21 protein-coding genes are annotated in these 21,850 nt (G+C 62.5%); 5 read left to right on the top strand and 16 right to left on the bottom strand.

Annotated elements, in window-relative coordinates:
* Positions 1–158 precede the first annotated feature (158 nt).
* The 5 genes from bioB to QN222_RS18945 are packed head-to-tail and all read left to right on the top strand — an operon-like array spanning position 159 to position 5,137.
* Positions 159–1,106, top strand: a complete 948-nt coding sequence (bioB, locus tag QN222_RS18965; protein ID WP_283964274.1) for a biotin synthase BioB — start codon at positions 159–161, stop codon at positions 1,104–1,106.
* A complete protein-coding gene (locus tag QN222_RS18960; protein WP_283964270.1) occupies positions 1,103–2,248 on the top strand; it encodes an 8-amino-7-oxononanoate synthase in 1,146 nt (381 codons plus the stop codon). Before bioB ends, QN222_RS18960 begins: the two co-directional genes overlap by 4 nt.
* Positions 2,245–2,886, top strand: coding sequence for a dethiobiotin synthase (gene bioD, locus QN222_RS18955; protein WP_283964271.1), 642 nt, complete (start codon positions 2,245–2,247; stop codon positions 2,884–2,886). Before QN222_RS18960 ends, bioD begins: the two co-directional genes overlap by 4 nt.
* Positions 2,883–4,151 (top strand): adenosylmethionine--8-amino-7-oxononanoate transaminase, encoded by a 1,269-nt coding sequence (locus QN222_RS18950; RefSeq protein WP_283964272.1) that lies wholly within the window; start codon positions 2,883–2,885, stop codon positions 4,149–4,151. The genes bioD and QN222_RS18950 overlap by 4 nt, the downstream gene beginning before the upstream one ends.
* Complete coding sequence (locus QN222_RS18945; protein WP_284005550.1) at positions 4,148–5,137, top strand: beta-ketoacyl-ACP synthase III; 990 nt, start codon at positions 4,148–4,150, stop codon at positions 5,135–5,137. Before QN222_RS18950 ends, QN222_RS18945 begins: the two co-directional genes overlap by 4 nt.
* Positions 5,138–5,766: 629 nt before the next feature.
* Here QN222_RS18945 and glmS read toward each other — a convergent pair.
* The 16 genes from glmS to QN222_RS18865 all read right to left on the bottom strand — a co-directional run bounded on the left by glmS (position 5,767) and on the right by QN222_RS18865 (position 21,592).
* Entirely contained in the window at positions 5,767–7,590 is a 1,824-nt protein-coding gene (glmS, locus tag QN222_RS18940; RefSeq protein WP_283965675.1) for a glutamine--fructose-6-phosphate transaminase (isomerizing), read from the bottom strand.
* 426 nt (positions 7,591–8,016) lie between these two features.
* Positions 8,017–9,069, bottom strand: a complete 1,053-nt coding sequence (gene hypE, locus QN222_RS18935; protein WP_283965674.1) for a hydrogenase expression/formation protein HypE — start codon at positions 9,067–9,069, stop codon at positions 8,017–8,019.
* Entirely contained in the window at positions 9,066–10,223 is a 1,158-nt protein-coding gene (gene hypD / locus QN222_RS18930) for a hydrogenase formation protein HypD (protein WP_283965673.1), read from the bottom strand. The genes hypE and hypD overlap by 4 nt, the downstream gene beginning before the upstream one ends.
* The gene (locus tag QN222_RS18925; RefSeq protein ID WP_283965672.1) at positions 10,220–10,447 is read right to left on the bottom strand and encodes a HypC/HybG/HupF family hydrogenase formation chaperone; all 228 of its coding nucleotides are present in this window, start codon (positions 10,445–10,447) and stop codon (positions 10,220–10,222) included. The genes hypD and QN222_RS18925 overlap by 4 nt, the downstream gene beginning before the upstream one ends.
* Entirely contained in the window at positions 10,438–12,714 is a 2,277-nt protein-coding gene (gene hypF / locus QN222_RS18920; RefSeq protein WP_283965671.1) for a carbamoyltransferase HypF, read from the bottom strand. Before hypF ends, QN222_RS18925 begins: the two co-directional genes overlap by 10 nt.
* A gap of 3 nt (positions 12,715–12,717) precedes the next feature.
* Entirely contained in the window at positions 12,718–13,632 is a 915-nt protein-coding gene (gene hypB / locus QN222_RS18915) for a hydrogenase nickel incorporation protein HypB (RefSeq protein WP_283965670.1), read from the bottom strand.
* Positions 13,632–13,973: a hydrogenase maturation nickel metallochaperone HypA gene (gene hypA, locus QN222_RS18910; RefSeq protein WP_284005549.1), complete on the bottom strand. Its 342-nt coding sequence runs from the start codon at positions 13,971–13,973 to the stop codon at positions 13,632–13,634. The genes hypB and hypA overlap by 1 nt, the downstream gene beginning before the upstream one ends.
* Positions 13,966–15,078: a nickel-dependent hydrogenase large subunit gene (locus tag QN222_RS18905; protein WP_284005548.1), complete on the bottom strand. Its 1,113-nt coding sequence runs from the start codon at positions 15,076–15,078 to the stop codon at positions 13,966–13,968. The genes hypA and QN222_RS18905 overlap by 8 nt, the downstream gene beginning before the upstream one ends.
* On the bottom strand, positions 15,075–15,599 hold the full coding sequence (gene hybE / locus QN222_RS18900) for a [NiFe]-hydrogenase assembly chaperone HybE (RefSeq protein ID WP_283964528.1): 525 nt from the start codon (positions 15,597–15,599) through the stop codon (positions 15,075–15,077). The genes QN222_RS18905 and hybE overlap by 4 nt, the downstream gene beginning before the upstream one ends.
* Positions 15,589–15,792, bottom strand: a complete 204-nt coding sequence (locus QN222_RS18895) for a rubredoxin (protein ID WP_283964527.1) — start codon at positions 15,790–15,792, stop codon at positions 15,589–15,591. The genes hybE and QN222_RS18895 overlap by 11 nt, the downstream gene beginning before the upstream one ends.
* Positions 15,789–16,577, bottom strand: coding sequence for a hydrogenase expression/formation protein (locus QN222_RS18890; RefSeq protein ID WP_283964526.1), 789 nt, complete (start codon positions 16,575–16,577; stop codon positions 15,789–15,791). Before QN222_RS18890 ends, QN222_RS18895 begins: the two co-directional genes overlap by 4 nt.
* A gap of 332 nt (positions 16,578–16,909) precedes the next feature.
* Positions 16,910–17,206 (bottom strand): HypC/HybG/HupF family hydrogenase formation chaperone, encoded by a 297-nt coding sequence (locus QN222_RS18885; RefSeq protein ID WP_283964525.1) that lies wholly within the window; start codon positions 17,204–17,206, stop codon positions 16,910–16,912.
* A gap of 159 nt (positions 17,207–17,365) precedes the next feature.
* Positions 17,366–17,968 carry a HyaD/HybD family hydrogenase maturation endopeptidase gene (locus tag QN222_RS18880; protein WP_283964524.1) on the bottom strand — a complete coding sequence of 201 codons (603 nt, stop codon included), beginning with the start codon at positions 17,966–17,968 and terminating at the stop codon, positions 17,366–17,368.
* Positions 17,969–17,972: 4 nt separating this feature from the next.
* The gene (cybH, locus tag QN222_RS18875) at positions 17,973–18,686 is read right to left on the bottom strand and encodes a Ni/Fe-hydrogenase, b-type cytochrome subunit (RefSeq protein ID WP_283964523.1); all 714 of its coding nucleotides are present in this window, start codon (positions 18,684–18,686) and stop codon (positions 17,973–17,975) included.
* A gap of 12 nt (positions 18,687–18,698) precedes the next feature.
* Positions 18,699–20,489 carry a nickel-dependent hydrogenase large subunit gene (locus QN222_RS18870; RefSeq protein ID WP_283964522.1) on the bottom strand — a complete coding sequence of 597 codons (1,791 nt, stop codon included), beginning with the start codon at positions 20,487–20,489 and terminating at the stop codon, positions 18,699–18,701.
* A 23-nt stretch (positions 20,490–20,512) separates the two neighbouring features.
* Positions 20,513–21,592, bottom strand: a complete 1,080-nt coding sequence (locus tag QN222_RS18865) for a hydrogenase small subunit (protein WP_283964521.1) — start codon at positions 21,590–21,592, stop codon at positions 20,513–20,515.
* Positions 21,593–21,850: the final 258 nt, after the last annotated feature.

Here is a 21,850-nt window from a genome sequence, read left to right as displayed (position 1 = left end):
GTCTCTTCCGACAGTTGAAGGTCACAGGGACCTCAGCGTGCTTGCTTGCACTCGACTCAAAATTATAGATAGAGTTCGATTCTATCGATAATGATTCTTGCGCGGGGGCGAACTTGCCGGAAAAGCTGAACAGAACTGTCGCAATCGACCAACAATCGATGCGATGCACCCTTTCAGAAGCCAAAAAAATCTATAATTTGCCATTCAACGATTTGCTGTACCGGGCACAGACGGTGCACCGGGCAAATTTCAATCCCAATGCAGTGCAGATGAGCCGACTGCTTTCGATCAAGACCGGCGGTTGCGCCGAGGATTGCGGATATTGCAGCCAGTCGGCTCACTACCCCACGGGGCTGAAGGCCTCGAAGCTTATGGACGTTGAAAGAGTTATCGCCGAGGCGCGCAAGGCCAAGGAGGGGGGCGCGACGCGCTATTGCATGGGTGCGGCCTGGCGCAGCCCGAAAGACCGCGACATGGGGGCGATCGTCGCGATGGTTCGCGGCGTAAAGGCGCTCGGCATGGAGACATGCATGACGCTCGGCATGTTGTCACCGGGCCAAAGCGCGGCGCTCGCCGACGCCGGTCTTGATTACTACAACCACAATATCGATACCTCGGAGCGCTTCTACCGAGAGATCATCACCACACGCACGTTCGCCGAACGCCTCGATACGCTATCGAACGTACGCGGGGCCGGGATCAAGGTCTGCGCTGGCGGCATTCTTGGCATGGGCGAGACGGCCGACGACCGCGTCTCCATGCTGGTGACTCTCGCCAATCTTCCCTCGCCCCCGGAAAGTGTGCCGATCAACATGCTCATTCCGATTCCCGGGTCGAAACTGGCCGATGCGGCTCCGGTAGACCCCATCGAGTTCGTTCGCATCATCGCGCTTGCGCGCATCCTGATGCCGCAATCCCATGTGCGACTGTCGGCCGGACGGACGGAAATGACCGACGAGATGCAGGCTCTGTGTTTCTTTGCCGGGGCGAATTCGATCTTCGTCGGCGACACGCTGCTGACCGCCGACAATCCCGGAGAGGACCATGATGCCGGGCTTTTCCGCCGTCTCGGCCTGACGCCGATGGCGCTGGAGCCGAACACATGAATGGCAGCGGCCTCGACCGCTACGCACGCACATTGGCAGGGCTCGGGCGCAAGGGACGCCATCGGGCGCTGCTGCCGCCGGGTGGCATTGATTTCGCGTCGAACGACTATCTGGCGCTCGCCGATTCTCCACGCCTCAAGGCTGCCATCGCCGCCGCGATCGAACGCGGCGTGCCGGTTGGCGCCGGCGGCTCGCGGCTGCTGCGCGGCAATCATCCGGAGCATGAAGCGCTCGAGGCCGAGGCTGCTACCCATTTCCGTATGGAGCGCTGCCTCTATTTCGGAAGCGGCTATGCGGCCAACGCTGCGCTCTTTGCGACGCTGCCACAACGGGATGATCTGATTGTCCATGACGCACTGGTGCATGCCAGCGCGCACGAAGGCATTTCGGCAAGCAAGGCACCGGCAGTCTCCGTACCGCACAACGACGTCGAAGGTTTTGCTGACGCTATAAGGCGATGGCGACTTGCGGGCGGGACCGGCCATGCGTGGATTGCCGTCGAAAGCCTCTACTCGATGGACGGCGACCGCGCTCCCCTGCCCGAGCTCGTGGAACTGACCGACCGGCATGACGGCTTTCTGGTGATCGACGAGGCGCATGCCACAGGCGTCTTCGGGCCGGACGGGCGCGGTCTCGCCAACGGTCTGGAAAAACGTGGAAATATTATCGTCCTCCACACCTGCGGCAAGGCGCTTGGTGTCAGTGGCGCGCTGATCGGCACCAGCGCCGTGCTCTGTGACTATCTCGTCAACCGGGCACGCGGCTTCATCTATTCGACTGCGCCGTCGCCGCTCATCGCCGCGTGCGTGCGCGAAGCATTGAGGGTTCTTGCCGATGAGCCGGAGCGCCGGGTTGCCTTGGACGCGTTGCGAACATTCGCCAACGCAGAACTCGCGGCCGCACTCGGCGTCGAGGGCCGCGGGTCGCAGATCCTGCCGATCACGATCGGCGATAACGCCCTGTGCCTGAAGATTGCGGCGCGAATGCACGCCGAAGGCTTCGATATCCGCGCGATCCGGCCACCGACCGTCCCGGAAGGCACGGCAAGGCTCCGCATCGCCATCACCCTCAACGTCGACAGGACGACGATTTCGCAGATGCTCGGGCGGCTCGCCATGATCATGGCGGAGGAAAAGCCGTGACGCGTCGCCTCGTCGTCACCGGAACCGATACGGGTATCGGCAAGACGGTATTTTCCGCCGCCCTGGCGGATGCCCTCGGCGGCGCCTTTTACTGGAAGCCGGTCCAATCCGGTCTTGAAGGTGAAACGGACAGCGAGACGGTTCAGCGGCTTGGTCGCATACCGCCCGCGCGCATCGTGCCGGAAGCCTATAGGCTGCGCACGCCGGCTTCGCCGCATCTGGCGGCCAGCATCGACGGCTTCCGGATTGAGGCCGAAGCGCTTGTCCCGCCTGTGACGGAGGGGCCGCTGATCATTGAGGGCGCAGGCGGGTTGCTGGTGCCGCTCGCCGCAGAGACCGTGCTTGCGGACGTTTTTGCCCGCTGGAAGATACCTGTTGTGCTGTGCGCCCGTACGGGACTGGGAACCATCAACCACACACTCCTGTCCCTCGAGGCGCTGCGCGCGCGCTCCATTCCAGTTTTCGGCGTCGCTTTTATCGGCGAAATGCAAGCGGATACGGAAAGCATCATCGCCAAGATGGGCCGCGTCCGTTTGCTCGGACGGCTGCCGAAACTGGACCCGCTGACCCCGGATCTGCTGCGCCAGGTCTTTCGGGAGAACTTTGATATCGGCCTTTTTCTGAAGGAGCTGGCATGATCCGCTCACCCATCTGGCATCCCTTTACCCAGCATGCGCTCGAGCCGATGATGAAGCGGATCGCCAAGACCGAGGGCGCCTATCTTATCGACGAGGACGGCACACCCATTCTCGACGCGATCTCGTCCTGGTGGGTGGTAACGCACGGCCACCGCTATCCGCCGATCATGGAGGCGATCCGAAGGGCCTGTGAAACTTACGACCAGATCATTTTTGCGGAATATTCCCACGAACCGGCGGAGCAACTGGCGGCGGGCCTGATTGAAGTGGCGCCTGCCGGACTCGCCCACGTCTTCTTTTCCGACAGCGGCTCCACCGCCGTCGAGGTCGCGCTGAAGATGGCGCTTGGTTTTTTCCATAACATTGGAAAGCCGCGGAGCCGCGTCGTGGTGATGGAGCACAGCTATCATGGCGACACGATCGGCACCATGTCGGCGGGAGAGCGCGGCGTCTTCAACGCGGCCTATGAGCCGCTGCTCTTCCAAGTCGATCGGTTGCCTTTTCCGCGGGCAGGCTGCGAACAGGCGACACTCGATGCTTTCGAGGCGGTGTGCCGATCCGACGAGGTCGCCGCCCTCCTCATAGAACCGCTCGTTCTCGGCGCTGGTGGCATGAAGATGTATCGGGCGTCGCTGCTTGCGGAACTGAAGGACCTTGCTCGGCGATACGGCTGCCTGACGATCGCCGACGAGGTGATGACCGGCTGGGGGCGAACCGGCAGCCTCTTTGCCTGCGAACAGGCAGGCATCGCGCCAGATATCCTGTGCACGTCGAAAGGCTTGACAGGTGGGGCGCTGCCGCTGGCGGCAACGCTTTGCATCGGCGAGATCTTCGAGGCGCATCTCTCGGCAGACCGACGCAAGACCTTCTTCCATTCCAGTTCCTACACGGCCAACCCGATCGCCTGCGCGGCTGCCGCGGAAAATCTCAATATTTGGCGGAAGGAGCCGGTGCGGGACCGCATCGGCGCGCTCGCGAGGCTTCAGCAGAAGGGGCTTGCTCGCTTCGCATCCGACCCCCGGTTTGCCAATCTTCGGCAAATGGGCACGATCGCCGCTCTCGACGTCGTCGTGCCGAAGGGCGGCTATCTGTCCGAGATCGGACCCCGCCTTCGCGCGTTTTTCCGCGAGCGCAAGCTCCTGATCCGCCCGCTCGGCAACGTCATCTACTTGATGCCACCCTACTGCGTCACCGCTGCCGATCTCGAGCGCGCCTATGACGGGATTGACGAGGCGGCGGACCTTTTTGCGGCAAGGCGGCTATGAGGGGCGCGCCTCAATCGCGTCTTGCGGGGCTAGGCCACGCCGTGCCGGCCCGGCGCGTCGAAAACGCCGAGATCGAAAGGAGCCTCGGCCTGGAGCCGGGCTGGATCGAACGACGAACCGGTATTCGAACGAGGCACTGGGTTGACGATGGCGACACCCTCAGCGGACTTGCGGCGAGGGCCGGAGAGGCCGCTCTCGACGACGCCGGCATCGCGCGCGGCGACATTACGCTCACGCTGCTAGCCACATCGACGCCTGATCATCTTCTTCCGCCGTCTGCCCCGTTGCTCGCTCACCGTCTCAGCCTTTTGAACAGCGGTGCGATCGACCTTGCCGGCGCCTGCTCGGGCTTTCTCTATGCGCTGACACTTGCTGACGGGTTCGTGCGCACACAAGGACGGCCGGTCCTGGTCGTGGCAGCGAATATCTTGAGCCGAAGGATCAATTCGGCCGAACGCGCAAGCGCGGTACTTTTCGCCGATGCCGCCGGGGCCGTCGTGCTGGCGCCGTCGGATGAGGTCGAGAAGGGCATTCTCGGTGTGGATCTCGCCTCGGACGGTAGCCGTTATGAACTGATCTCCATTCCTGCCGGCGGCAGCAAGCGACCCTTCGCTTCAGGCATTCCGGCGGAGGATTTCCTGATGACGATGCGCGATGGCCGCGAGATGTTCGCGCAGGCTGTCGAGATGATGGCGACCTGCGGCGCCCGGGCGCTCGCCGCCGCCGGTCTGGACGCGACAAAGATCGATCGCTTCGTGCCTCACCAAGCCAATGCCCGAATTTTTGACGCCGTGAGCGACAAGCTCGGCATCGACCCGGGACGAACAGTGCGAACGATCGACAATTATGGGAATTCGTCAGCGGCGACGATAGCGCTTTCCCTATCGCTCTCGCATCAAGCCAGGCCACTTGTTTCGGGCGAAAAGCTGTTGCTTACCGCAGTTGGTGCCGGCTTAACCGGAGGTGCTGTCGTTTTCGGGGTATAGTTTGGTGGGTGTTGCCGAAACACCCTTCGTTGAAGTTCCGAATTGAAAACTACGGTGTGCACGTGCAAAGGCCGTTGACTGAGTCCAAGTGACCGCCTGAGCGAGCTGCAGGCGGCATGCCTGGTCGAGAAGACGCTTGCGGCCTGCAGCTCGGGGATCTGCCGTACCGGTAGCCGATGCCGGCCTTCCCTCCTCGGCCGAGGCATGAGAAGCAGTTCGGCCACGCTTGCGCAGGGGTCGCCGCCGATAGCAGCGCCGCACGAGCGCCGCCTATCGATCTCAACAGGGCCGCGGGACTATCAAATTCGAGCGCCGATGGTCTGCTTGGTCGCCGCGGCCCTCGCTTTGTAGGTTTGACCGCATCCGTGTCGGGGACTGGACGTCTAGTTGTTGTGCCGGGGAACAAGTTTTACCGACTTGGGAGAGAGACGCGAACAGATGAGCTGGAGAGATGACCGGTTCCGCTGGTCTCGAACGAGTTCCCTTTTTGCGGTGATGCTGACGGCGTCAGACTGAAGGACGCGACCGACGTCGCCTCCGAGCTGACCCAACTCGGAGGCGACGCGTCCTAGGCGGTAGCCGTCACAGCCGCCATGGACTCCCTACTTCGTGTGTTTCCCGTCGGATGATCATTCGACCGTTACCGACTTGGCGAGGTTACGCGGCTGGTCGACATCGGTGCCCATGACGACGGCCGTGTGATAGGCAAGAAGCTGGATCGGCAACGCGAAGATCATCGGCGCGATGATCTCGTCGACGTTCGGCAACACGATCGTATGCATCGTGTCGAGCTTCGACGCGGCAGCGCCCATCTCGTCCGTGATAAGAATGATGCGCCCGCCACGAGCGGCGACTTCCTGCATGTTCGAGACCGTCTTGTCGAAGAAGCGGTCGTGCGGCGCGATGACGATGACCGGCATGTTCTCGTCGATCAGCGCGATCGGCCCATGCTTCAGCTCGCCGGCCGCATAGCCTTCCGCGTGGATGTAGGAGATCTCCTTGAGCTTCAGCGCACCTTCCATCGCCAGCGGGAAGCTGGTGCCGCGGCCAAGATAGAGCACGTCACGGCACTTCGACAATTCGCGCGACAGGAGCTCGATCTTCGGCTGAATGCTGTTCAACACCTGGCCCATGATGCGCGGCATCTCGGCAAGGCTTTTCACCAGCGCCTGTTCTTCCTGCTCGCTGACCGTGCCTCGCGCCCGGCCGGCGCCGACGGCAAGCGCCGCAAGCACGGCAAGCTGGCAGGTGAAGGCCTTGGTCGATGCGACGCCGATCTCCGGACCGGCGAGGATCGGGAAGACGGCGTCGGACTCCCGCGCGATCGTCGATTCGCGGGTGTTGACGACGGCACCGATCTTCAGGCCGTGTTCCTTGCAGTATCGGAGCGATGCCAGCGTATCGGCCGTTTCGCCCGACTGCGAAATGAAGAGAGCGGCCGATTGCGGCGACAGCGGGATCTCGCGATAGCGGAACTCGGACGCGACATCGATTTCGACCGGCAAGCGTGCATAACGCTCGAACCAGTATTTGCCGATCAGCCCGGCGAGGTAGGCGGTCCCGCAGGCGGAAAGCGCCAGGTTTGGCACCTTGGCGAAGTCGATGTCCCAAACCGGCACGACCCGGTTGTCTATGAAGTTGATGTAGTGGCCGAGTGCGTGGGAGATGACCTCCGGCTGCTCGTAGATTTCCTTCTCCATGAAATGACGATGATTGCCTTTGTCGACCATGTAGGCGACATCCGAGGAAACTTGCCGCGGCCGGGCGACGACATTGCCGTCGATGTCAAAGATATGGACACCGGTTTTGTCGATGATCGCCCAGTCGCCATCGATCAGATAGGTGATTTCATTGGTAAACGGCGCCAGGGCGATGGCGTCTGAGCCGAGGAACATTTCGCCGTCGCCATGACCGATCGCGAGCGGCGGGCCGTTACGGGCCGCCATGATGGTCAACGGATCGTCTTCGAAAAGGACAGCGAGTGCGTATGCGCCCCTCAGCCGCCTTAGCATCGCAAACATTGCCTCGCGCCGTCCGATGCCATCCCGGCGAAGCCTTGCCAGGAGATGCGCGACGACCTCCGTATCGGTCTCGGTGTGGAACTCGGCGCCAGACGCGGTCAGTTCGTCCTTCAACTCAGCAAAATTCTCGATGATGCCGTTGTGTACGACTGCGATACCAGCGGTGAAATGTGGATGCGCGTTGCGTTCCTTCGGCGCGCCATGGGTCGCCCAGCGCGTGTGGCCAATGCCGATCGTTCCGGCCAGAGGCTGTTCGTTCAGCCTTGCCTCGAGATTGACGAGCTTGCCTTCCGCGCGCCGGCGGTCAAGCGCTCCACCGTCGATAGTCGCGATGCCGGCCGAATCGTATCCGCGATATTCCAGCCGCTTCAGCGCATAGACCAGCCGTTCGGAGACCGGCTGCTGCCCGACGATGCCTACGATCCCGCACATATCCCTCTTCGCATTCCTTCCACGCCGGTCGCGGCGTATTTAAATACCCCGTCTGAGCGAAGCTATATCAACAGCTCCCGGTCGCCTCACACAGACGATCGTTTCTTCGCTGCGCGTCACCTGCTGTCGTCAATCGTGACGCCGACGAAATGCCGGCTGGTAGAAGTTTCGTACCAATGATCGGTCCACCGCGATGCGCTTGATCTGGTTAGATGCGCTTTCTAATAGCACTCGACTGATTGGAAAAATTGATTCTTTGGATCACACCCATTCACGCCATGGATGCACGGTAATGCGTTTCGAGGTGCGTTGACCTCAATCTGCTCGCTCGACGCGCTGATGACCGAGCGTCTCGCAAGTGGACATGCGGCGGCTCTGACAAAGAATTGAAGCCGTCGCAGAAAGCAGTATGCCCATCCGCCTCTCTCAGCAGATCCTGGGCAATTGCTCGCCCGACAGCCAGTCGATGATCCGGCTGCCGCCGAAGGAGGTCGACATCTCAACGAAGCAATCGTCGTCAGCCACGACATGTCCGATCAGCGCCGCCTCGCGCCCGAGGGGATGTCCACGCATCGCGGCCAGAATTGCTTTTGCGCCTTCTGGCGCGGCGACGGCGACAAGCTTGCCCTCGTTGGCGACATTGAGCGGATCGAGCCCAAGCAATTCGCAGGCCGCGGCCACCTCCCGTTTGACGGGGATGGCTTCCTCGTCAATATGGAAGCCGACCTTTGACTGGCTGGCGATTTCGTTAAGCGTCGCGGCGAGGCCGCCACGCGTGGGATCGCGCATCAGCCGGATATGCCTGCTGCCGGCCTCGACCATCTCGGCCACCAGCCCGTGCAGCGCGGCGCTGTCGGAGACGACCGCCGCATCGAATTCCAGGTTCTCGCGTTTCGACATCACCGCGATGCCATGATCACCGATCGAGCCGGAGAGGATAACCGCATCGCCCGGCCGGGCGGCATCGACGCTGAGATCGAGCCCGTCCGGCACAATGCCGACCGCGGACGTCGAAATGAAGACACCGTCGGCTTTGCCGCGCTCGACGACCTTGGTATCCCCGGTGATTATCGGCACACCGGCCTCGCGGGAAGCCAATCCCATGCTTTCGGCGATACGTTCGAGATCGGCGAGCGGGAAACCCTCCTCGATGATGAAGCTCGCCGACAGATAGAGCGGTCGGGCAGCGGCCATGGCGATATCGTTGATCGTGCCGTGCGCGGCGAGCGAGCCAATATTCCCGCCGGGAAAGAACAGCGGCGAGACGACATAGCCGTCAGTGCTCATGACCATGCGTCCGCCCGGAACGGTGAAGGCCGATTGGTCGTTGCCCGCGCGCAACCAGATGTTGTCGAAAGCCTTGTGAAAGATACCCTCTATGAGCTGTCCCATTGCACGTCCGCCGGCGCCATGGGAGAGATCGACCCGCCCGTTCGCAACGTCGAGCTTTTGGCGGTACGCCTCTACCATGATGTTCATGCGATCGCCCTCCCGGCATTCGATTGCCGCGCCTTCGTGCGGAAGCGGCCATAGGTCCAGTGTGCGGCGCAGGCGCCTTCCGACGAAACCATGCAGGATCCCATCGGCGTATCGGGCGTGCAGACCGTGGCGAACAGCTTGCAGTCGGCAGGTTTCTTCGCGCCGCGCAGAATGGAGCCGCATTCGCAGGCCTGATTGTCCTCGGCCTTGAAGGTCACCATCGAATAGCGCTTTTCGGCATCATAGGCCGCATACCGTGGCCGGAGCCGCAGGCCGCTCAAAGGCAACTCGCCGAGGCCCCGCCATTCGAAGCTCTCGCGCAGCTCGAAGAAATTCGCGATCTCCTCCTGGGCCTTCACATTGCCAAGTCTGGTCACCGCGCGGATATACTGGTTTTCGACCACGTGCCTGCCGTCGTTGATCTGGCGCACGAGCATCAGGACCGCCTGGAGGACATCGAGTGGCTCGAAGCCGGCCACCACGACTGGTTTGCGGAATTCCTCGGCGAAGAATTCATAGGCCTTTGTGCCGATCACAGCGCTGACATGGGCTGGGCCGACGAAGCCATCGATCTTGATCGTACCGAGCTTGCGGACATCCGGACTTTCCAGGATGCTGTGGATCGCCGCCGGGGTCACGACATGGTTGCAGAAGATAGAGAAATTGCCCAATCCTTTGGCGATCGCCGTCTTGAGCGCGAGAGCGGTTGGCGGCGTCGTAGTCTCGAAGCCGATTGCGAAGAGCACCACCTCGCGCTGCGGCTCGGCTTCGGCGATCTTCAGCGCGTCGAGGGTCGAGTAGACCATGCGCACATCGGCACCGGCCGCCTTGGCCTTGAGCAGGCTCCACCCGTTCTTATCCCGCACGCGCATCAAGTCGCCATAGGTGCAGAGCGTGATATCGGAACGCATCGCGAGCGCGATCGCCGCGCCGATCCGGCCGATCGGCAGCACGCAAACAGGACAGCCCGGGCCGTGGACCATCCGGACATTGTCGGGCAGCAAATCCTCAAGCCCGTAGCGGGAGATCACGTGCGTGTGCCCACCGCAGAACTCCATCAAATGGTAGGAGCGACCTGGATCCGCAGTCGACGCGATCTGACGGGCAATATCGCGGGCGAGCCTTCCATTGCGATATTCGTCGATATACTTCATGTCGCATTACCCATCGCGGCTTCATGGATCAGCGCCAGCGTTCGCTCGGCCTCCTCAGGATTAATCTTCGTCAGCGCATAGCCGACATGGAGGATGACGTAGTCACCCGGCCGGACATCGTCGATCAACGCCGTCGAGATGATCTTCAAGACACCGTCAAGCGTGACGCTCGCCATATCGTCGGGCAGCACTTCCTTGACCTCGACCGGTATGGCTAGGCACATGTTGGGCTCTGCTCCTCCGATGCACGTTTGGCCATGATAACCTGCCGCGCGTGGGCGGCTTGGCCAAGCGCAACGCCGCCGTCATTGGCCGGCGCCAGACGTGGCAAATACGGTTTAAGGCCGCGCTCGCGCAGCGCCGGCGCCAGACCCGTCGCAAGGACGCGGTTCATCATACATCCGCCGCCGAGCGCAACCTGCCGCGTGCCGAAGCTTGCCGCGCCCATGGCCCCCCAATCCGCGAGACCGGCAATCAGCGTGCCGTGGAAAAGGTCGGCGGCTTCGACGCCGCACATCCCTGCCTCTGCCAAATGCAGGATGAGCGGCCGGAAGTCGAGCACCCCATCGTTGATGGCATACCCGCCGGGCAGGCAGTGCGGCGCCCGGACCAGCGCCTCGAATTCCATCGCGGTCTGCCCCTCATAGGTCTGGACGAGACAAACACCCGATATCGCTGCGGCGGCGTCGAAGAGCCTACCGAGGCTGCTCGTAACCGGGGTCCGCATGCCACGGCTGAACGTCGCCGCCAACTGCGCCACGCCGGAATGAGCGAGCCAGAGCGCCCGCGCGAGGTCGATGCGGTCCGCCGCCTGAAGCGCCGCGACCCCCATGCGCCAGGATTCGCGCGCCGCACGGTCGCCACCCGGCAGCGGTAGCGGCATGAGCGATCCGGCGCGAAGCCAGCGATGTCCCTCGACCGCAAGCATCTCGCCTCCCCAACTGCTGCCGTCGGTGCCAAGACCGTGGCCGTCAAGCGCAAGCCCGAGAACCGGTCCGGCGAGTCGATGCTCCGCCGCCACTGCGGCGACATGAGCGAGATGGTGCTGGACCGGTATCACCGGCAGGCCGAAGCTCTCCGCCATCCGCACCGAGCGGAAATCCGGATGCAGGTCGGAGACCGCGAATTCCAACTTCACATCAAGGATCGAACAGAGATGGGTAGTCGCCTCGCGTTGGAAGCGTATCGCCTCGGCATTGTCGAGGCCGCCCACATGTTGCGACAGAAACGCCTCGCGACCGCGGGTGACGCAGACGGTGTTCTTTAGGTCCGTACCGGTGGCGATCACGGAAGGTCCGTCCGCTCCGAGGTCGACGGGCTCTGGCACGAAGCCGCGGGCGCGGCGGATGAAGGCGGGCGCGCCGTCAACAACTTGCATGACGGAGTCGTCGGCGCGGGCGACGATATCGCGGTCATGGGTGACGATCAGATCGGCGATCGCGGAAAGGCGCAGTTCGGCATCCGCATTATCGGCAACGAGCGGCTCGCCGCCGGGGTTGGCGCTGGTCGCGACCAGCGCAGGGGGACAGTTCGGCGAATGACGGGAGAGTTCATCGAACAGGAGGAGGTGCGCCGGTGCGTAGGCCAGAATAAGGCCTATCCGCCCCAGCCCGGGAGCAACGAGATTGGAGAGTTCGCCGGCAATGGCCTCTACCAGAACGATCGGGCTTGCCGGCGAAGTCAGCAACACCTCTTCGGCATCCGTCAGCTGCGCCAGCTGCCGTGCCGCCGCGATATCCCGCACCATGACGGCAAAGGGCTTCTCGTCGCGGGCCTTGCGCCGCCTGAGGAGAGCGATCGCCGCATCGTTGCGCGCATCGCACAGCAGGTGGAACCCGCCGACCCCCTTTAGTGCGATGATAGCGCCGCCTTCGAGCCGCGCCGCCAACTCCGCGACTGGATGGCCGAGCCTCGGACCGCACTCAGGACAAGCAACCGGTTCGGCGTGGAAGCGACGGCTTTCAGGGTCGATATAGTCCGCCGCGCAGGCATCACACATCGAAAACGAGGCCATCGAGGTCTGGGCGCGGTCATAAGGAAGCGCGCGGGTTATGGTGAAGCGCGGCCCGCATTGGGTACAGTTGACGAAGGGATAGCCAAAAAACCGGCTCCCCGGATCCGTGAGCTCCCGCCGGCATTCCTCGCAAACCGCGGCGTCGGCGCCGATACGAGTCGCACTCGTGCCGGTGAGGCTATCGAGGATCTCGAACCGATCGCCGCCGGCCGGCGCCAGCTCCCGTACGTCCACAGCATCGATGCGGGCAAGCGGCGGAGCCTGGGTGCGGATCGCCTCGGGGAAGCGGCCTGGGTCCAAGCCCTCGATTTCGATCAGCACGCCCTCGCTGTCATTAAGGACAAATCCGGAGAGCCGCATCTCGCGCGCGAGCCTATAGACGAAAGGCCGGAAGCCGACGCCCTGCACGGTGCCGCGCACGCGCAGCCGCAGCCGCCGGACCCGGCTTTCGATCGGTCGTGCGACCACCCGCGCCATTGTTCACACCACCTTCGGTCGCTTGTCCTGCCGCACAGCGGATGCTTCAAGCCAGCCGTATAGGGCCTCCATCCCCTCGCCCGTGCGGGCGGAGACAATCAGCGTCTGCAGCCGCGGATTGACGAGCAGCGCGTTGGTGATGCAGAGCCCGACATCGAAGTCGAGATGCGGGAGCAGGTCCGCCTTATTGAGGATCATCAGGTCAGCGGCGGCGAACATGTCGGGATATTTGAGCGGCTTGTCCTCGCCCTCGGTGAGCGAGAGCACCACGACCTTGTGAGCCTCGCCAAGATCGAAAGCGGCGGGACAGACGAGATTACCGACGTTCTCGATGAAGAGCACAGAGCCCGGCTCAGGCGCGAGGTCCTCGACCGCGTGGCCGACCATATGGGCGTCGAGATGGCAGCCCTTGCCGGTGTTGATCTGAACTGCGCGGGCGCCTGTCTCGCGAATGCGGGCCGCGTCATTCGAGGTCTGTTGGTCGCCTTCGATGACGTTGATCGTAACACGTTCCTTGAGCTCGCTTATCGTTCGCACAAGCAGGCTGGTCTTGCCCGAGCCCGGGCTGGAGACGAAGTTGAGCGCGAAAACGCCCTGGCGTACGAAATACCTCCTATTTTCGGTGGCATAGGCGTCGTTCTTGGAGAGGATCTCCCTCTCGACCTGGATGATCCGTTCCCGGCCCATGCCAGGAACATGCACGCCGGCGATGCCCTGGCGGCAGTGGACCGAGCCGTCCTCTGCATGATGGTGATCATGCTCGCCGTCGCGGTTGTGATGATCGTGAGAATGATGATCGTGACCATGGTGGTGATGATGGTCATCGTCGAGCCCTCCGCCGTGGCCATGACCATGGCTGCCCGCCTCGTGCTTGTGGCCTTCGACAGGCGATGTCCCGCAACCGCATACTGCACACATCAACTGACCTCCATGTCCCTGATTTTCAATTCGTCGCCTGCCGTCATTTGCACGCGATGGCGCCCGCAGTGCGGGCAGGCGCCGAACCGCTCCTTCAAAGCAACTGTCTTGCTGCAATCGAGGCACCAGCCCTTGCCGGCGATGCGGTTGATCTCGAGCTTCGCGCGACCCGCGAGCGTGCCGTGCCGCACCGCTTCGTAACAGAAGAGCAACGCGTCGGGATCGACGTGGCTCAGTACGCCGACATCGAGACGGACCGACTTGACCCGCCTTGCGCCGTTCAGCCGTGCGGTCTCGCAGATGATCTCGATCACACTTTCCATCAATGACATTTCATGCATGGGCGGCCTCATGGATCGCAACTTCGATAGCCACGCAAGGGTCGAACAGAACGGCGAGGCGGGAGACAGACCTGGCGGCGGAGTCGTCCGAGCCGATCCGCGACCACAGAAGAGTTTCGACGAAAGGGCCGGCCGGGTGAAAGTTCCATTCTGTCGGGGCAAGGATGCGATAGGCTGAAAGCCTGCCGTCGTCCCCTATCTCTGCTTGATGATAGAGCCGGCCGCGCGCGCATTCCACGGCGCCGTAACCGCCCGCGCCCGGCGTCTGCGCACCGCAGGCGAGCGTTGCCCAGTCATCTTCACCATTACGGGCGAGAGCTGTTAGTTGCCCGAGGCAGAACCTGACATCGCCGATCCGGGCCAGAAACCGCTGCGCGAGGTGGGAGCCCGCGGAAGCTCCCGCCGCTGCGCGCCGGGCGTAGGCTCCCGTCTCGACAGCCCGGCCGGGAAGATGCGGCAGGCTCGTGTAGTCGGGTTCATCGCAAAGCCGGGCGATGACCTCCGGATCATCCTCGACCGTTAGCGCATCGGGTCTCCGGCCAGCGAAAACGCGATCATCGTCTATATCTTTCAGCATTGCTGCGCAGACCGATCCCGACACTGGCACGTCGCCAGGGCCGGAAATTCCCATCGCCGCAGTCGCCGAGCAGAGGCGAGCGATCGCCGAAGCGAGATGTTGGGGATTGATCTTACCGTTACTCGCCTCCGCAATGATCGCCTGTGAGGCGGCCAGTACCTCTCGCAGATATCCGCCGGCGGCCGCCGCGAACTCGGCGGGCAATGGCGACGGCCAATGGAGGATCAGCGCCCGCAGTGTTTCGAAGATCCGTTCCGCGTGCAGACCTGCGGCGGCGGCGGCGCGCTCCTCTTCACCCATCGGCAGATCCGCTGCATTGAGGACAGCAAGCCTGGAGGCAACCGATTGCGAAAAGCCACAGAGCGAAAACACCCGCCGCGCGAGTCTGGGCGCCTCCTCCGGCCTACGGCCGACGAACATACGAGTTAGCCTCTGCGGGCGGCTCGCTTTAACTGCGACGGAACAAGCAACTGCGCGCGACACCGTCACCTCGATCCTGATCGTGCCTGGACCGCCAAGGAACGTCATTGCAACGCCTCTTCGCGCCTGCTGAAATGCCCGCGCAACACGTCCCGCCGGTTGACGACACCGAGTGGTTCCGACGCCGGCTCGAGCATGGCGGGATCGAAGAAGGCGCGGGCGGCCTCCTCCGCCATTTCCAGCGCCGCCTCCATCGTAGCGAATTCGAAGAGCGGCGAAAGCAGCGCGCAAGAATCGACGCGGCCGATCGCATCGAGCCGGCCAGCGATGAATTCGACTTCGCCCGCGGGCAGACCGATACTGAGGGTCGTGCCCGTGGCGGCAGGCGCGGAAGGTGCCCCGTCAGGCAGATCCACAGCCACGAGATTCATGAACCATGGCGTGGTCACAATACCGAAGGCGCGGCCGTGATAGGTCCGGAAGCCTGTAGCCGCCACTGTGAGTGCGGGATTGCAGATCGGCACGTCAGTCATGGCGGTGGCGTGAATGTGTCGATAGCAGACTTCGAACCGTTGGCCGAGTGCAAGCGCCGGAGTGGGCTTGGCTCCCTTGGTGCTGTCAGCCATCATCGCCCAGCCTCTTGAACCTTTGCGGCGCATCGCAATTCGGATAGCGCCATTCCTCCGGCAGGTCGGCAAACGGCGATGGGATGTGCGAGACCCGGTGGTCTGCTGCGGGATCATAGACATGCCCGCAGATACCGCGTTCCATCCGATCGCCAGATACGGTCTCGCACTTGCCGAAGTTGTCGAAGGCGCTCATTTGAAATAGACCTCCTCCATCTCGCTCAGCCGCACCGCCGAGTCATGGAAATCCTCCTCGGCGGCTATGGCGGCCGAGGGTATGTCGCAGATCTCGAGCGTATCGAGGATGATAGTGCCCATGGCGTTATAGGACTGGAGCGACCAGACATTGCGTGTGCCGGTCGCGACGATGCGGCACGTTCCGTATCCGCGCGAGGTGAGCCGCACCGGACCGACACCCAGTGAATATTGCAGGAAGGCCATGTCTTCCGGGCTCATGGGGAAGAGCAAGAAGTTGATGACATGGGCCGGATCCCCGTCGCGATGGTGGGTGATGCGGTCGCTGATCTCAGTGAGCACGGGCATGACATTCATCGCGCCTGCCGGCGCAGCGCCGTGGCCGATCGAAACCGGTAGTCTTGAAGAGGCCCGCCTGACAGCGGCGGGAACGCTCCCCACCTCGATATAGTCGCCAACGAGGCGGTCTCCGGCGGCGGTGAAGCGGATCCGCCAGACGCCCGCCATGACAGCCTCCTGCATCTGAGCGGTGATGCCGTTCTCCAGCATCGCGACACCGGCAACCTCGCCCTCACCGAGCATATGGGCGATCAGTTCCCTGTCGTCCTCGGGATAGTCGGTGATGTCGAACAGCCGGCCTGGCCGGTCAGCCTTGTGAACCGCAAGCGCATTGGCGAGCTCCGGCAGGAGCAGCGCTGTCTTCCAACATCGACGGATCAGTTCCTCGGCGTTGCTTGTCGCGAGGAAATTGAGCTTGCGGGGCGGTTCAGTGCCTATCACTGTCATCGCCGCTCCCTCAGCTCCCGGTGCGACCAAAAACCGGCCTTCATTGCGCTACCTCCTTGCCGGCATGAGTGACCTCGACCTTCGGCCAGAACAGCATGAGGTTGTCGGATTCGCTCTCCGGCGGGAGAGGAGGCATCGATGTTGGTGTTGTCGGGAACGGATAGCGCCCGCTCGCTCGCGGTGCAGGTCAACGTAAATGGCATTGTCTCCTTCACAAATCAGCACGCAGGATGTTGCGAAGGATGGTTTGCAAGCGACGTGCCAGACTGAGGAAAGCAGGGAAAAGCGACAATCGGCCGGAACGTCGAATTTCCAGTTTGGAAGTGTTCTTTTCACTCGGTGCGAAGATGGAGCGGCAATTCGGGCTCGCGAGAAACGAGATCGGCAAAAAGCGTCTCGAAGGCGCGGGCTTCGCTCGCTTCGGCGAGGCCGGCAAGCGCGTCGTCGATCGCGCGGGCCTCTTCGGCATCAAGCACGCGGATGGCGGAGCCAAGATGAGTGAGGACATGGGTTCCCGACACCTGAGGGCCGACAAGCAAAAGGGAGATCGAGGATATTGCGCCATGACGCTCGCACTGCGCCACGAACTCGTTCGCGGAGACGACCCGCATGGGAATGCCGATGCACATGATGCTCCTTCTCCGTCATTCCGATCTTGCAAAATCTGGTGATGCGGTTCGGGACTGGCCCGTGCGAGTCCCAACAGGCCCACGCTTAAGAGATGCGCAGCCGGCAAGCAGAGGCGCGCCGGCACAGCGCAGCAAGCGGGCGATGGGGGATCCCTCCTCCTAATTCGACGCGGCCGGTTCGGCACAGCGCTCATAGTTTTCAAGGTCGATATCGTTTTCGAGGAGCGGCGGAACCGCCGCTCCCTCCCGCCTTAGGGCAACCGCGACGCCCCAGTCCCGCAATATCCGGACGGCGGTTTCGACGGCCGCTGGAATGACGGCCCTGACCGGCGCCGTCAGCGGACCGCCCCAGTCTTCGAGATCAAGCGGCTGGCAACCGATCAGGGTCAGGCGCTCGGGGTAGTGCCCCATGAGGTCTGCCGCGCTCAGCACTTCCTGGAAGCCGGTCTGGTGTAGGCTCATTTTTTTGGCGTTCGTAAATTTCGGCACGTCATCGTCCTCCACCACCTTCATCGTGCCTGGCACGAGGCCGTAGTCGATGGCGTCGAAGACGACGAGCCGATCGTGCTCGTTGACGAACTGAACCACGTGAAGGCCCTGCGTGCCGCCGTCGAGGATGGTGACGTTGGCAGGCACTACGTAGGCCTTGTGGAAGGCCTCGACCGCACGCACGCCGAATCCCTCGTCGGCCCACAGGATATTGCCGATTCCGAGCACGAGAACGCGGGGCGCGGGGCGAATGCCCGGTTGACGATGGAGCAACCGTCTAGTCCTCCACATCGTTGAAGAGCCGTTCGCCCGAAATCATCGACGAGACGATGCTTTGCCGACTGATGATGTCCTCGCGTACCGCCACATAGATGTGGACGATCACGAAGACGAGTATGACCCACATGCCGAGATGATGGAGGGTGTGGATCTCCTGGCTATTCGGCCAGATCGAGAACACCCAGCCGAAAAGCGCATATTCCCAACTGTCGCGGCCGGCGCCTTCGCTGTAGAGCGCAAAGCCAGTGATCACCATGAAGAGCAGCGGCAAAGTAAACATGAAGAACATGGTGAGCCGCGCCAGCGGCTTATGGCCGACATGTCTCTTCGGCTGGCGGGCCATGAACATGTACCAGCGCACTTCATGCAAACATTCCTTCCAGAAACGGCCGCGCATGGGCACGTAGAAGATCTGGCGGGCATGCACGTTACCCACGAAGACCCAATAGAGCCGCAGGATCAGAAGCACCGAAAGGATTTGCGCCACCGCGAAGTGGATGAAGCGGATATCGCCCATCAGGTAGTTGGCGCTCGCCTCGCCGGACACGGACGGCAGCGGCGAGCCTATGAAATAGCCGGTCAGAGCGAGTGTCAGGATCGAAAAGGCGTTGCCCCAGTGCCACAGGCGCACCGGCGCTTGGTAGAAGTAGACGCTCTGCTCGACGGTCTTTTCGCTGCCGGAGTCGGCGGCGAGGGATTGATGGATCGTCATTACCGAACCTCCTCAGCGGACCTGGATGCTGGTCATCTCCTGCCCGTCCGGGCTCATGACATGGGTCGAGCATGCCAGGCACGGATCGAAGGAATGGATGATCCTGAGGATTTCAAGCGGCTGAGCGGGGTCGGACATCGGCGTATCCATCAGCGACGCCTCGAAGGCGCCGATGTTGCCAGCCGGATCACGTGGACTGGCGTTCCATGTCGTGGGAACGACACACTGGTAATTTTCGATCCTGCCGTCCCTGATCTTGATCCAGTGCGCGAGCGCACCGCGCGGCGCCTCCGTGAAGCCGACGCCCCTGACCTTTTTGGGCCACGTCTCCGGCTTCCACTTGTCGACATGGGCCGTGGAGGAGTCGCCGGCCCTGATGTTGGCGATCAGCTTGTTCTGGAAGTAGCGCATCTGGTGGCCGGCCCAGCTCGATTCGAGCGCGCGGGCGGCAGTGCGGCCGAGCGTCGAGAAGAGCGCCGATACCGGCAGGCCGAGATCCTTGAGCACCTTGTCGACTGGATCCTTGAACGCGGCCTCGTTCTGGGCATAGCCAATGACCCAGCGAGCGAGCGGCCCGACCTCCATGGCATGGCCGCGCCAGCGCGGCGCTTTGATCCAGGAATATTTCGTGGCCTCGTCAAGCTGCTCGATATTGGTCTTGGTGCCCCTGGCGTTGGGCCCGAGCTCGTAATGCGGCTCGGTGACGCCATCCCAGGGATGCAGGCCTTCGCTCTCGTCAGGATATTTGTACCAGGAGTGGGTCACAAACTCCTGGATCTCCTCGGGATCGGCATGGTCCACCGGATGCACTTCCGCGAGATTGCCGTTGATAATCGCGCCCCGCGGCAACTTTAGGCTCGCATCCGAATAGTCGTTGGCGTGCTCCGGCACGTCGCCATAGGCAAGCACATTCTTGCCGGAGAGGCCGCCGCCATAGAGCCAGTCCTTGTAGAAGGAGCCGATGGCCATGATGTCGGGGACGTAGACTTTGTCGTTGAACTCGATCAGTTGGTCGATGACCGAGGTGACCACATTCAGCCGTTCCATGTTGATGGCGCCGACGCCACCGGTCCCGTCAATATTGATCGGACAGGGCACGCCACCGACGAGCCAGTTCGGATGCGGGTTCTTCCCACCGAAGATCGCGTGGATCTTGACGATCTCCTTCTGGAAATCGAGCGCCTCGAGATAGTGCGCCAACGCCATCAGGTTTGCCTCCGGCGGCAGTTTGTAGGAAACGTTGCCCCAATAGCCGTTCTTGAACGGACCGGGCTGACCCGACTCAACGAATTTCTTGAGCCGCGTCTGGATGTCCTTGAAATAACCCGGCGAGGAGAGCGGCCAGTCGGATACCGACTGTGCCAGCGCCGACGTCGCCTTGGGATCGGCCGAGAGCGACGAGAGCACGTCCACCCAGTCGAGGGCGTGCAAGTGATAGAAGTGCACCACGTGGTCATGCACCTGCAGGGCAAGCTGCATGAGGTTGCGGATGGAATTGGCGTTTTCGGGAATGGTGATGCCGAGGGCGTTTTCCACCGCTCGCACCGATGTCAAGGCGTGCGTGCCCGTGCACACGCCACAGATGCGCTCGGTGAACGCCCATGCGTCGCGCGGATCGCGGTTCTTGAGGATGACCTCGATGCCGCGCCACATGGTGCCGGTCGACACGGCGTTGCGGATGATATTGTTCTCGTCGACATTGACCTCGATCCGCATATGGCCCTCGATGCGGGTGACGGGATCGACGACGATGCGCTTGCCGGAATTGTCCAGCGTGAAGCCGTTTGGTGTTTCGATCTTCATGGTGGTGTTTCCTGGCCTGAGCGTTATCCGTCGGCTTCGCGCTTCGTGGTTACGCGCTTGACGACAGTTACAGCGGCATGCGCGGCGATTGCACCACCGACGACCCCCGCAGCGGTCAAGCCGATCTTGTCGGCATTGGCCTCGATGCCGAACTGGTGCAAGTTGGTCAGCCGGTCATAGAAACTACCTTGGTCCCAGAAGCCTTTCTCGGAGCAACCGATGCAGCCATGGCCCGACTGGATCGGGAACGAGACGCCTTCGTTCCAGCGCACCGTGGAACAGGCGTTATAGGTCGTCGGCCCCTTGCAGCCCGTCTTGTACAGACAGTAGCCCTTGCGCGCGCCCTCGTCGTCCCACTCATCCACGAACTGCCCGGCGTCGAAATGCGGGCGGCGATAACATTTGTCGTGGATGCGCTGCGAATAGAACATCTTCGGCCGCCCCTGACGGTCGAGTTCGGGCAGCTTGTCGAACGTGGTGATGAAGGTGACGACGCCGGTCATCACCTCGGCGATCGGGGGACAGCCGGGAACCTTGATGATCGGCATGCCGCGGATTACCTTGTCGATCGGGGTCGCCTGGGTTGGGTTCGGTTGCGCCGCCTGTACGCAGCCCCACGAGGCACAGGTGCCCCAGGCGATCACCGCCCTCGCATCCTCTGCCATCCACTTCAGTTTCTCGACGAATGGCCGTCCACCGTCGATGCAGAACATGCCGTTCTCGTTGAGCGGCGCGTTGCCTTCGACGGCCAGGATGTACTTGCCCTTATACCTTGCCTTGGTTTCCTCGAGAATGGCCTCGGCCTGATGGCCGGCAGCGGCCATAATCATGTCATCGTAATCGAGCGAGATCATCGACAGCACGACATCCTTTACCAACGGATGGGCCGAACGGATGAAGCTCTCCGAGCAGCAGGTGCATTCGAGCCCATGCATCCAGATGACGGGCACGCGTTCCTTGGTCTCGAGCGCTTCGGCGATGGCGGTCGCCGTACCCGGACCGAAGCCAAGGCTCGCGGCCGTCAGGCTGCAGAATTTGGTGAAGCTGCGCCGGGTGATGCCCTGGCGGCGAATGACATCATAGAAGGTTTCAGCAGTTGCCATCGCGCTCCTCCAGCAATCCGGTCCCCTATACAATCGTCCGGATTGGCAACCGGCTCAGTCACGGGAGATTTTTGCAAGAAACGGGCCGGTCCAAATTTACCGGCCACGTCGTCGCTAGCCGCATTGTTGCAAATTATCTATTTCAGCGAGGAGAACCGAAGCGGATTGGCGTGGCAACGATTCGTGATCGTGTCGTCAAACGACATGCGAGATGGCGGATAACGGCTCATCGATCGAGTTCGTCTTCGGCACTTCCAG

This window comes from Sinorhizobium sp. 6-70, from assembly GCF_030124375.1.
GTDB lineage: Bacteria > Pseudomonadota > Alphaproteobacteria > Rhizobiales > Rhizobiaceae > Sinorhizobium.
The sequence above is the reverse complement of the archived record's forward strand: the minus strand, read 5'-3'. Positions and strand labels throughout refer to the sequence as shown.

Bases quoted from the DNA above. Each gene is read 5' to 3' on its own strand.
- bioB (WP_283964274.1), top strand. From the start codon at position 159: ATGCGATGCACCCTTTCAGAAGCCAAAAAAATCTATAATTTGCCATTC.
- QN222_RS18960 (WP_283964270.1), top strand. From the start codon at position 1,103: ATGAATGGCAGCGGCCTCGACCGCTACGCACGCACATTGGCAGGGCTC.
- QN222_RS18950 (WP_283964272.1), top strand. From the start codon at position 2,883: ATGATCCGCTCACCCATCTGGCATCCCTTTACCCAGCATGCGCTCGAG.
- QN222_RS18945 (WP_284005550.1), top strand. From the start codon at position 4,148: ATGAGGGGCGCGCCTCAATCGCGTCTTGCGGGGCTAGGCCACGCCGTG.
- glmS (WP_283965675.1), bottom strand. From the start codon at position 7,590: ATGTGCGGGATCGTAGGCATCGTCGGGCAGCAGCCGGTCTCCGAACGG.
- hypE (WP_283965674.1), bottom strand. From the start codon at position 9,069: ATGAACATCATGGTAGAGGCGTACCGCCAAAAGCTCGACGTTGCGAAC.
- hypD (WP_283965673.1), bottom strand. From the start codon at position 10,223: ATGAAGTATATCGACGAATATCGCAATGGAAGGCTCGCCCGCGATATT.
- QN222_RS18925 (WP_283965672.1), bottom strand. From the start codon at position 10,447: ATGTGCCTAGCCATACCGGTCGAGGTCAAGGAAGTGCTGCCCGACGAT.
- hypF (WP_283965671.1), bottom strand. From the start codon at position 12,714: ATGGCGCGGGTGGTCGCACGACCGATCGAAAGCCGGGTCCGGCGGCTG.
- hypB (WP_283965670.1), bottom strand. From the start codon at position 13,632: ATGTGTGCAGTATGCGGTTGCGGGACATCGCCTGTCGAAGGCCACAAG.
- hypA (WP_284005549.1), bottom strand. From the start codon at position 13,973: ATGCATGAAATGTCATTGATGGAAAGTGTGATCGAGATCATCTGCGAG.
- QN222_RS18905 (WP_284005548.1), bottom strand. From the start codon at position 15,078: ATGACGTTCCTTGGCGGTCCAGGCACGATCAGGATCGAGGTGACGGTG.
- hybE (WP_283964528.1), bottom strand. From the start codon at position 15,599: ATGATGGCTGACAGCACCAAGGGAGCCAAGCCCACTCCGGCGCTTGCA.
- QN222_RS18895 (WP_283964527.1), bottom strand. From the start codon at position 15,792: ATGAGCGCCTTCGACAACTTCGGCAAGTGCGAGACCGTATCTGGCGAT.
- QN222_RS18890 (WP_283964526.1), bottom strand. From the start codon at position 16,577: ATGACAGTGATAGGCACTGAACCGCCCCGCAAGCTCAATTTCCTCGCG.
- QN222_RS18885 (WP_283964525.1), bottom strand. From the start codon at position 17,206: ATGTGCATCGGCATTCCCATGCGGGTCGTCTCCGCGAACGAGTTCGTG.
- cybH (WP_283964523.1), bottom strand. From the start codon at position 18,686: ATGACGATCCATCAATCCCTCGCCGCCGACTCCGGCAGCGAAAAGACC.
- QN222_RS18870 (WP_283964522.1), bottom strand. From the start codon at position 20,489: ATGAAGATCGAAACACCAAACGGCTTCACGCTGGACAATTCCGGCAAG.
- QN222_RS18865 (WP_283964521.1), bottom strand. From the start codon at position 21,592: ATGGCAACTGCTGAAACCTTCTATGATGTCATTCGCCGCCAGGGCATC.